Source organism: Vibrio sp. 779(2023), assembly GCF_033344285.1.
GTDB lineage: Bacteria > Pseudomonadota > Gammaproteobacteria > Enterobacterales > Vibrionaceae > Vibrio > Vibrio alginolyticus.
Genome location: NZ_JAWPOM010000044.1, coordinates 1 through 10,211, shown reverse-complemented (window position 1 = coordinate 10,211; position 10,211 = coordinate 1). Strand labels below are relative to the sequence as shown.

The 10,211-nt window shown below is 40.4% G+C and carries 14 protein-coding genes; all 14 read left to right on the top strand.

Annotation, left to right across the window (positions count from 1 at the left end; genetic code table 11):
• Positions 1–98 precede the first annotated feature (98 nt).
• Entirely contained in the window at positions 99–860 is a 762-nt protein-coding gene (locus R8O70_RS24485) for a nucleotidyltransferase domain-containing protein (protein WP_213892046.1), read from the top strand.
• 171 nt (positions 861–1,031) lie between these two features.
• A complete protein-coding gene (locus R8O70_RS24480) occupies positions 1,032–1,532 on the top strand; it encodes a flavodoxin family protein (RefSeq protein ID WP_258645370.1) in 501 nt (166 codons plus the stop codon).
• A 134-nt stretch (positions 1,533–1,666) separates the two neighbouring features.
• Positions 1,667–2,200, top strand: coding sequence for a hypothetical protein (locus R8O70_RS24475; RefSeq protein WP_258623933.1), 534 nt, complete (start codon positions 1,667–1,669; stop codon positions 2,198–2,200).
• Positions 2,201–2,347: 147 nt separating this feature from the next.
• Positions 2,348–3,043, top strand: a complete 696-nt coding sequence (locus tag R8O70_RS24470; protein WP_258623936.1) for a hypothetical protein — start codon at positions 2,348–2,350, stop codon at positions 3,041–3,043.
• A gap of 156 nt (positions 3,044–3,199) precedes the next feature.
• Positions 3,200–3,559 (top strand): histidine kinase, encoded by a 360-nt coding sequence (locus R8O70_RS24465; protein WP_140100483.1) that lies wholly within the window; start codon positions 3,200–3,202, stop codon positions 3,557–3,559.
• Between the two features lie 145 nt (positions 3,560–3,704).
• Positions 3,705–4,112: a hypothetical protein gene (locus R8O70_RS24460; protein WP_132937075.1), complete on the top strand. Its 408-nt coding sequence runs from the start codon at positions 3,705–3,707 to the stop codon at positions 4,110–4,112.
• Between the two features lie 167 nt (positions 4,113–4,279).
• Positions 4,280–4,960, top strand: a complete 681-nt coding sequence (locus R8O70_RS24455; RefSeq protein ID WP_225478313.1) for a hypothetical protein — start codon at positions 4,280–4,282, stop codon at positions 4,958–4,960.
• A 301-nt stretch (positions 4,961–5,261) separates the two neighbouring features.
• A complete protein-coding gene (locus tag R8O70_RS24445; RefSeq protein ID WP_229651373.1) occupies positions 5,262–5,474 on the top strand; it encodes a hypothetical protein in 213 nt (70 codons plus the stop codon).
• Between the two features lie 237 nt (positions 5,475–5,711).
• A complete protein-coding gene (locus R8O70_RS24440) occupies positions 5,712–6,026 on the top strand; it encodes a hypothetical protein (RefSeq protein ID WP_171343458.1) in 315 nt (104 codons plus the stop codon).
• 820 nt (positions 6,027–6,846) lie between these two features.
• Positions 6,847–7,062 carry a hypothetical protein gene (locus R8O70_RS24430; protein ID WP_258623941.1) on the top strand — a complete coding sequence of 72 codons (216 nt, stop codon included), beginning with the start codon at positions 6,847–6,849 and terminating at the stop codon, positions 7,060–7,062.
• 162 nt (positions 7,063–7,224) lie between these two features.
• Positions 7,225–8,220 (top strand): hypothetical protein, encoded by a 996-nt coding sequence (locus R8O70_RS24425; protein WP_258623943.1) that lies wholly within the window; start codon positions 7,225–7,227, stop codon positions 8,218–8,220.
• A 147-nt stretch (positions 8,221–8,367) separates the two neighbouring features.
• Positions 8,368–8,691: a hypothetical protein gene (locus tag R8O70_RS24420; protein WP_258623946.1), complete on the top strand. Its 324-nt coding sequence runs from the start codon at positions 8,368–8,370 to the stop codon at positions 8,689–8,691.
• A 237-nt stretch (positions 8,692–8,928) separates the two neighbouring features.
• Positions 8,929–9,273 (top strand): antibiotic biosynthesis monooxygenase family protein, encoded by a 345-nt coding sequence (locus R8O70_RS24415; protein ID WP_258623947.1) that lies wholly within the window; start codon positions 8,929–8,931, stop codon positions 9,271–9,273.
• 154 nt (positions 9,274–9,427) lie between these two features.
• Entirely contained in the window at positions 9,428–10,033 is a 606-nt protein-coding gene (locus R8O70_RS24410; protein WP_045986704.1) for a hypothetical protein, read from the top strand.
• Positions 10,034–10,211 lie beyond the last annotated feature (178 nt).

Here is a 10,211-nt window from a genome sequence, read left to right as displayed (position 1 = left end):
CTATGCGTTAGGTTTTGTGGTTAAGGTGGTATGCGGGAGCCTCGGTATTGCGTTGCTCACACCTTAACAGGGCGTTATATTCAAAGGTGAAAATCAACATGTACGAGCAAGATAGAGGTCTCGACAAGCAGGGTTTTATCCGAAATGTCTACTCATCAAACAACATCCAGCCCGAGTTCAAAGTTGTCGTTGATGCTGTTGTCTCTGAGTTGTGTTACCGCCTGCCTGAGCAAGTAGATGGGATATATTTGTATGGTAGCGTGCCTAGAGGAAACGCGATTGTTGGTAGCTCCGATCTAGATGTATCCATCATACTTACAACCCCAATCAGTCAAAAGGAAGAGCAGGTATTCAATGAACTATCTGCTGCCATTCCTAAAGAATATCCTGAGGTGAGTAAGCTAGATATTGACCCTGGTTACCTCAATGGTGTTCTAGAATCAAAAGAAAAATATCGTTGGCAATTCTGGTTGAAGCACTGTTGCTGTTGTATTTGGGGCAATGACTTGTCGGCTAGGTTTTCATCTTACAAACCAAGCATTGAAATAGCTCAAGCTCTTAATGGTGATTTGCTAACCTTCTTGGAACAAATGAGCTTCGGATATACTGGTATGAGTGACGCGAATGTTGCTAAGGTTCTTGGTAAGAAGTTACTAAGAGCAGCCTATTACTTCGTCGCAGCTAAAGATTGTAGTTGGTATACAGACCTATCCCAATGTGTTGAAGTTGCTAAAAGGTACTATCCAGTTCAAAGCGATGATCTCGAATTAGCGTACCAATATGCTACAGGGAGACTGGAATCTAAAACTGAGGCGATTGAACTATACGAACGGTTAAGTCAAAACATTGCTCCTAGCTAAATGTAAGTACCACTGAACTTACTGAAATTTGAATATAACAAACTGTTTAAGAGTGATTCGCAACGCGTGGCATTTTCAACATGCGTTGCGTTTAGTGTTTAAGGTAGTATGCGGCAGCATGGTATTGCATTGCTCACACCTTAACAGGGCGTTATGTAACATGGAGGCTCGATGAAAATCGGAGTCATATTAGGTACTTCAAAATCTGACGGTAATACGCGAAAACTAGTCGAATCATTCGTAGAGCAGTCAGATGCAAAACTGTTTGATCTATCTGATTTCGATATCAGTTTTTACGACTATGAGCATGAAAATAGCAAAGATGATTTTCTTCTAATTATTCATCAGCTACTCCGTTTTGATCATATGGTGTTTGCTTCGCCAGTTTATTGGTACTCAATGTCAGCACAGCTAAAAGTTTTCTTTGACCGATTATCCGCCCTTCTAACAATCGAAAAAGAGCTGGGACGCAAGCTGAAAGGTAAATCTATTTCAGTGTTATCTACTGGCTACAACTTAGACTTGCCTGCATGTTTTGTACAACCATTTGAACTGACAGCGAGTTATATGCAGTTAGAGTTTAAAGGATGTGAATACCTTGCTGTACAATCAGAATCGGATTTGGGTAAAGTTACCAGTAGTGCAGCGCAAGCTATTGAAAATGTTACATAACAAACTGTTTAAGAGTGATTCGCAACGCGTGGCATTTTTACTATGCGTTAGGTTTTGTGGTTAAGGTGGTATGCGGAAGCATCGGTGTTGCGTTGCTCACACCTTAACAGGGCGTTATAAGCTAGGAGGGCATCATGGAACAAACAAATATCGATAAGTATTTCATTACAGTTATCGAGGCTGTAGATGTATTACACAAAAACAAGTTCATGGGACAAGCATTAACAATTATTTACTCCACAATAGATGCATGTGGGCTGTTAGACGCTCCAGACTCCCAAGAAAAAGCGACAGGTAGTTCGTTTAAATCGTGGGTGAACAAATATATGCTTGAAGATGAATCACTAAAGTGTAATGCAGATGATCTTTGGGGAGCTAGATGTGCAGTGTTACATACTCACACCTCAACTTCTGACTTGTCAAAAGCCAATAGAGTGAGAGAGATTCAGTACATTAGTGGTCCCCCTCAACATCCAGTTGTTGAAGCGTTTATGATCGCCTCAAAAGAAATTGGTGAGGGTAAAGTGGTAGGTATCAATGTTGATATTCTGGTAATAGACTTTTTAAAAGCTATCGCCAAGTTCTCTAATGAGTTTTCTGAAAGGGCAAAGCAATCTGAAGTGTGTCAGGAACGGGCTTCGAAAATTCTACTGCACTTCGCCTTGTAGTACGCTTATAACAAACAATTTAAGAGTGATTCAGCACGCTTGGCATTTTTGGTTTGGGTCGAGTTCAGTGATTATGGTGGTCAAATTAAGTGTTGTGGTCGCGTGCTTCACACCTTAATTGGGCGTTAACAGTATTAAGGAATTTTCGTGGCTGATTACATAAATAAAAACATTCTTAGTCAGGCGTATATTCACGTTGAGCCAGCGGGAATTGAAACTGAAGAACAGCTTGAAGCGTTCAAAGAAAGCATAAGAGCTTTTGCGTTAAGTCGTACAGAGTTTTTCTTATCTGAAGGGCTTGATATAAATATTGAGTTTGAAGAAGGGTCGATTAAAACACGAGTAACGGTTATCGGTACATTAATGCTTCTACTACAAGGCATTAGCTCATACAAAGATTTTAGAGAAGGCCTTCAACTGCTCTATTCGGATTCAAAGTGGTTGTCAGACGCAATTATATCGGAGTCTTTGTATCAAACCAAAGCAAAACACCATGATGTAATTCGGGTTGAAGCTAGGACTGGAATAATTGGCTCTGTTCATAAGGTATTGAATCAGCTAGAAAGAATTAAAAGTGGTGCAAACGGCGCTATGCTTGCTTCCGACATTGTTGAAAAAATTGATGATGTTCAAGATGAATTATCAAAGTTAATGGACAATATCTGCGACCTAGATGATCGCAACTTAGTCGCTAAAGAGTGCAAGTATTTGGTTCAAGAATTACCAGAGATACCAGTACCTCCGAAAGATAAAACCAATAGCAATCATGCTATCAACGAATATCGACGCAAAAAGTCTACATTTAGATCCTCTATAGATATTCATGTGATTGTCGAAGAGTAAGGTGAAAGCATACTGTTAACAAACGCTTTAAGACGGATTCGCAACGCTCGGCGGTTTTAGTTTTAATTGGCTTTTGTGGTTACGGTGCAATAATTTAGTGTTGTGGTAGCGTTGCTCACCACTTAAGCGGGCGTTATGTGATTCGCGAGGTATCAAATGAATCAAGCAGATATGTTATATAACCTGCTCAGTGGTGTTGTTGCAGATTTAAATAGTAGTTTTGGCTGCTCTTTAGTTTTGCACCAACAAAAGATCACAAAAAAACATATTAGTGTGACTGGTGCCAACGGTAGGCTCTGGGTATCGCCATCTATTGGTGGTTATGATATTTCAGTTAGCGGCAAATCATTAGAAAAAGAACTGGTGCCAACCCTGACGTCATACTTTGGTCGCTGTGCTGATGGTTATAAGCAAAAAAACGCAAATAAGGGTTTTATGCATCAACCTTTCTGGAGAACTAGTGACTTCCAAGATGTTCAGGCTGTATGTCAAATGTACATGAAGACAGCCAAGTAAAAAATCACATAACAAACTGTTTAAGAGTGATTCGCAACGCGTGGCATTTTTATCATGCGTTGGTTTAAGTGATTAAGGTGGTATGCAGTAGCATCGGTATTGCGTTGCTCACACCTTAACAGGGCGTTATAACTCAGGAGGAAGAGTGGAAAATTTCCCGATAGAAAAGCTCAAATTTACAAGTGCAAAGATTTCTGGTGTCGATGGCGACGTCTCACTTGAGATAGGAATAGAGCCGTTTGAACTTAGTCTAGACGACTATTCTGAGACAATAGAAACTGTAATTAGCCTAAACGGTATTAATTTACCTACAGAGCTTAATGAACTTACTGGTAGAACATTTACTTTCCCTGTAAACCCAGATGACGGGTATATTGATGGGTCAGTTTACTTCTTTGCAGCTCATAGTCCTGTTGATATCACTGAAATTAAATTTGGTGAATCGACAAATGGAAAGTTACCTATGACACTTGAATCCTCATGGGTACTGGAATTTGAGCTAACAGGGTTTAAAAACCTACATACAACAATCCACACGTATCTGAAGTTATAACAAGGCGTTTAAGACGGATTCACAACGCGTGGCATTCTCAGTTCAAATTGAGTTTTGTGCTTACGGTGCAATGGCTTACGTTCGGTTGTCAGCGTTGTTCACCACTTAACGCGGCGTTATAATTTTGGAGATTCCTCATGAGGATAAATCACACATGTCCATATTGTATGCAAGAAGCATTTAATAGAAGCGGCATGCAGAGTCTTAGTTTCAGGCTTACGCCTCACATGCTCCATGATAGCGGAGTACACGAAATTAAATGTCCGAGAGGTCATGAATATTCAGTTGTGTTAAATGCTGCAAAATATGAGATTTTATATGACTTAGGTATGAATGCTTTGGGTGACGGTTACACTCGGGAGTCGGTTTCGTCATTTGCTAGTGCTCTGGAGCGCTTTTACGAATTCTTCATAAAGTTTCAAATGGTGAACACTGGCATTACATCAGAACTCGCAGATCAAGCGTGGAAGACCGTTTCAAATCAATCTGAAAGGCAGCTTGGTGCTTTTACCTACCTCTACTTATCATCACTAGGTGAATTACCACCAGAGCTAAGCAGCAATGATCGTGGCTTTAGAAATAAAGTAATTCATAAAGGTTACATTCCATCCGTAGACGAAGCTATCGGGTTTGGAAAGGTTGTTTACAACCATATAATGGCGGTTATATCAGAACTTGAAGTTAAATATGGTCGTCAAAAACTGTATGAGTTTTACTCGAGTCAACTTCCACAAGGTGGTTCTAGTTGGGTTGTCAATGAATCTGCCAAGTCTATGAATCTATCTCAAACATCTGGAGGCACCTCAGTGGTTGATTTTGATACTATGTTGCAGAGGTTTAGTCGATAGAAAATTATAACAAACTGTTTAAGAGTGATTCGCAACGCGTGGCATTTTTACTATGCGTTGGTTTTGGTGTTTAAGGTTGTATGCGGCGGCATTTGTATTGCGTTGCTCACACCTTAACAGGGCGTTAGTTTGCAAGAGGAAAAACGCGCCTATATCGCAAGATCTAGTGGTAAAAGCTTAAAGTCGAAATTGTCTTATCGGCATTCAATTTCAGTGTTAACTTGCGCGGTGTAAACTCAAAATTGGTATCGTTTCAACGGTTGATTTGTTCTTTGGTGCGGCGACTTTTGGGTTAACTGAGTTGAACTTTTTTGCTGAGACTCTGCTCGTTGAGTTTGCTGGTATAAAAGCCGATCTACTCGCTGAAGTGACGCTTTCTTTGGTGTGGCAAGTTCCACGTGGTTTCAGTGACTTTGTTGAAAGCCCGCATTGTGAGATTAGCTTTCCAAAAGCGCTTTTTGGTGTTGTGAGTTCGTTTTCTGCGGCGTTGTTTGTTCCAAGTGGTTTCATTTAGTAGCCGCTTTGAGACTACGCCTGACTTAAATGCATCAAAACACATAAAGCTTATTGTTTGCAAAGTTTAAAATAACGTAAAATCAACGCTTTGGATTTGCAAACTAACAAACTGCTCAAGAGGGATTCGCAACGCGTGGCATTTTTACTATGCGTTGAATTTAGTGATTAAGGTGGTGTGCGGAAGCAGCGGTATTGCGTTGCTCACCCCTTAGCAGGGCGTTATACAAATACAGGGATGAAAATGGAAATTACAGTTAAGAAAATATCGAAAAGGTCTCTTTTCAAAATGCTTTTTATCGGCTTTAGCTTAAGCTTCTTTGTTTTCTTTTTAATGTGTGGCATCGCATCCATATTTGGTGCGGAGACTGTAAAGTGGGAAGAAACACCAGTAACGGGTGTATCAGGTCTGTTACTAGCATTAGCAATGTGGCCAATATTTAGTTTTTTCCTAGCGTTGTTTATGTGGTGCTTTGTAGCATTTGGTTTGTGGATTTACTCTTTAGCTAAACCTCTTAACCTAGTCTTTAAAGAGACCGCAGAATCCAATTAACCATTTGTATAACAAACTGTTCAAGAGGGATTCGCAACGCGTGGCATTTTCACTATGCGTTGGTTTTAGTGTTTAAGGTGGTATGCGGTGGCTTTGGTATTGCGTTGCTCACCCCTTAACAGGGCGTTAGTACGGGTTTGATATTAAAGGTCATAAGTTTTGGTGTTTATCTGTTTTGGCGCCCGTCTTTACACTTTACAGTTTGTTCCTTTCACGTTCTTCCCGGTGGCACTATATGCGGAGTGTTCGCTTTGATTTCTCCGTTTACGGTTTCTAACTCTTAGCCTATTTCTTTGGCGCTTCTTCATTTTCGTGGTGGCTTTTGAGAGAACCTTGATTACTTTTGGTGTGGCTGTTGAAGTACGAGGAAAGAATCCTTTTCTAATTTGAAGCAAGCGAAAGTAGGGTTGTTCAGTGCGTTTTTCTTCTAGCCAACTTTCGTCTCTCTATCGATTTTAAGTTTTGTAGCTGCCCGTCTCACTTCAGTGTTCAAAGCCTTTCATATCATGCCAGTTTTCAATATCTTGGAGCGCATAAATAGAAGTAGCGCATGTACTAACAAATTGCTTAAGAGTGATTCGTAACGCGTGGCATTTTTACTTTGCGGTGGCTTATGGTGATTAAGGCGCTGTGCGGTAGCTTTTGTATTGCGTTACTCACACCTTAGCAAGGCGTTAGGCGCTTGGTTTACAACGTCAGATCAAGCTCTTGGAAGTTATGTCTTAAATCATTGATAATGTGTCCAAACTATCTAGTAACTGAGTTTGTATATGGAAACCTCAAAAAAGAACTTCTAACCTAATTAACTAAAGAGTGCGAATTGTACTCGTCTATTCTTGCAAGTGAGCAACAGCAAAAGCAGGATAAAAAGCACTTTATAAATGGTTTGATGACTGCTTGCCGAGTTGTCGGTATCAGTTTTGAAGAACTGAACGCGATAATAGAATTGATGCCTCAACAGCCAAAGTTCAAAGATATAGATGAGCAGTTGTCTATCCCTACATATGTACGGAACAAAGTTGAGATTCAGTTATAAACGTGGCTACGCGCCTAACAAACTGTTCAAGAGGGATTCGCAACGCGTGGCATTTTTACTATGCGTTGGTTTAAGTGATTAAGGTGGTGTGCGGTGACTTCGGTATTGCGTTGCTCACCCCTTAACAGAGCGTTAGCTAAATAAAATAATAATGAGGTAACTATGGGTTGGAAAGGTACAGTTAGATCTATTAATGCAGCCGCAAAGCGCGCAGATCGAAACGCAAAAAAACGTCAACGTGAAATTGAAAAAAAGCAAAAGCAGTATGCGAAAATGCAAGAACTGGAGCAAGCTGCGTATGAAGTCGACGTTTTTGAAAATCATATAGAAATTGTTCAGTCCATGCACAAAGAGTGTGGAGATGAAATTAACTGGCATCAAATTTCTTTGTCTAACGAGCCTATAAAACCAGTGTTTTCAAATGTGTTAGAGCAAAAAGCAACGCAGCTAAAAGAAGCATACAAACCTAGCTTCATTGACAAATTGTTTAAGCGAGTCGATTCAAAGCTTTCAGCTTTAAATCTTGCTATAGAATCAGCTAAACAAAAAGACAGTAATAACTATGAAGCTTCACTCAAAACTTGGGAACAGGAGTGTGAAGATTGGGCGGATAGCGTCGAACAGGCAAAGAAAGTATTAGCGGGTTCTCCTGAAGCCAAAATCGAAGTGATTAAAGAAATGAGCCCTTTTAGTGAGCTTGATGCGTTGGGTTCAAGTCTTCGCTTGTCCATCTCTGATACATCGTTAGTAACTGTGAATGTACACATTCATGGTGAAGATATCATTCCTAGCGAACAAAAGAGCCTGTTAAAGAGCGGCAAGTTGTCGGTCAAAAAAATGCCTGTAGGGAAGTTCAACGAAATCTATCAGGATTATGTTTGTAGCTCAGTCCTGCGAGTTGCACGTGAGCTGTTTGCAATATTGCCCGATGAATTTGTGGTAATAAATGCAACCGACAAATTGCTTAATAAAGCAACGGGACACTTGGAAGAATCAAATGTTCTTTCGGTGTATATCTCTAGGGCTAGGTTAGGTGGGATTAACATGGAAACAATAGACCCTTCCGACTGCATGAAAAACTTTATCCATAATATGTCTTTCAAAAAGACCAAAGGCTTTGAGGCTGTCGAAACAGTGGATGTTGAAGCTGTAGCGTAACTTATTTAGCTAACAAACAATTTAAGAGTGATTCAGCACGCTCGGCATTTTTGGTTTGGGTCTAGTTTAGTGATTACGGCGTCCAATTTGAGTGTTGTGGCAGCGTGCTTCACACCTTAATTGGGCGTTATGCTCAAAGAGAAAGCGATGAAATTGTTTGAAAAGGTCATTATTAAAAGTGCGCTCGATACTCTTTCGCTTGACTGGGAAACTATTGTTAATAGTGTAGATCTCAATCAGCAGATTCATTTTACCGGTGCTGGGTACTTTTTGACGCTAAAGTCCCGTTCAATACCCATAAACAGACATGTTGTTTTAGAACCTATATTTGCAGGAAAATTAGGCAATGTTGATGTTGGGTTTATCGTAATAATTGAAAACAACGAGCTGACACTTGAATGCTACACCTATGGTGAAACGATTACCGCTAAAGATAGGGATAACAAGTTTCGGTGCACTCTTGAAGAATGAGCATAACAAACTGTTTAAGAGTGATTCGCAACGCGTGGCATTTTTACTATGCGTTGTGTTTGGTGGTTAAGGTAGTATGCGGAAGCATCGGTATTGCGTTGCTCACACCTTAACAGGGCGTTATGTGAATGGCGAAAAATCACAGAATCTAGTCTCTAACTTCTTGCTAAAACTCATATTTACAGCAGCTCCAATTCGGTAAAATGCTCGAATATATTAGTCGTAATCTGGTGAGTTATGATCGCAGTAATTTTTGAAGTACAGGTAGCAGAGGGCAAGACTGCTGAATATCTAGATATTGCAAGTGAACTAAAACCGTTGCTCTCAGATATTGATGGTTTTATCTCAATCGAACGTTTCCAAAGTCTAACCAATGACGGCATGGTTCTATCTTTGTCATTTTGGCGTGACGAAGAAGCAATTCAAGAGTGGCGCAATCTAGAATCTCACCGATTTGCTCAATTAAAAGGTCGTGGTGGTGTTTTTGAAAGCTACAGACTCAGAGTTGCGGGTGTCATCAGAGACTATGGCATGGACATACGTTCAGAAGCTCCAAAAGATAGTATCGAGGCACACAGCTAAAATTCACATAACAAACTGTTCAAGAGGGATTCGCAACGCATGGCATTTTCGCTATGCGTTGGTTTTAGTGATTAAGGTGGTATGCGGCAGCTTCTGTATTGCGTTGCTCACCCCTTAACAGGGCGTTATGCGCTTTATCGACTAGAGGATTATCGTGTTTGAGAAATTAATTGTTGTCATTTTAGGCGGTTTGGTCGGTTTTCTTTTAACTATCCTCAAAGAGTCTGTTGCTGCGAAAAAGTCAAAAGCGGCAGAAACGTACTATCTTGCAATTATTGTCACGAGTAGTATCGAGCAGTTTATAGTTGGTTGCCGTGAGGTCGTCACTGATAATGGCACCGAAGATCAGAATGGATACACTTACTATCATTCGCAAACCCCAAGTTTTACTCCGTTAGAACTTGAGGTTGATTGGAAAATACTGCCTCAAGATTTACTCTACGATTTGTTAAACCTACCTCAAATGGTTCACGAAGCTAACTCATATATTTCAGCTGTAAGTGATTACACTGCTACACCTCCTGATTTTGCGGAATTTTATGAGGCGAGAGCAATGAAATATGCTGCTTTAGGTTTATTAGCCATTCAAATGTCTGAGAAACTTAGAGACCTCGGTGGCTTGCCGAAGCGTAAAGTAGAAGAGTGGGGTGATCGTCAGACATTCTTGCTGGCTCTTCATGAGAGCGAAGAAAGAGAAATTATGCGAAAAGAGTTCCAGCAGAAAATGCTAGATTCTTTGAAGCCTCAGGCACACGCATAACAAACTGTTTAAGAGTGATTCGCAACGCGTGGCATTTTTACTATGCGTTAGGTTTAGTGGTTAAGGTGGTATGCGGTTGCTTCGGTATTGCGTTGCTCACACCTTAACAGGGCGTTATGCGTAATGAAGACAAGGATAGTCTGTTGAACATAATATTTGATTTAGACGATACATTGCA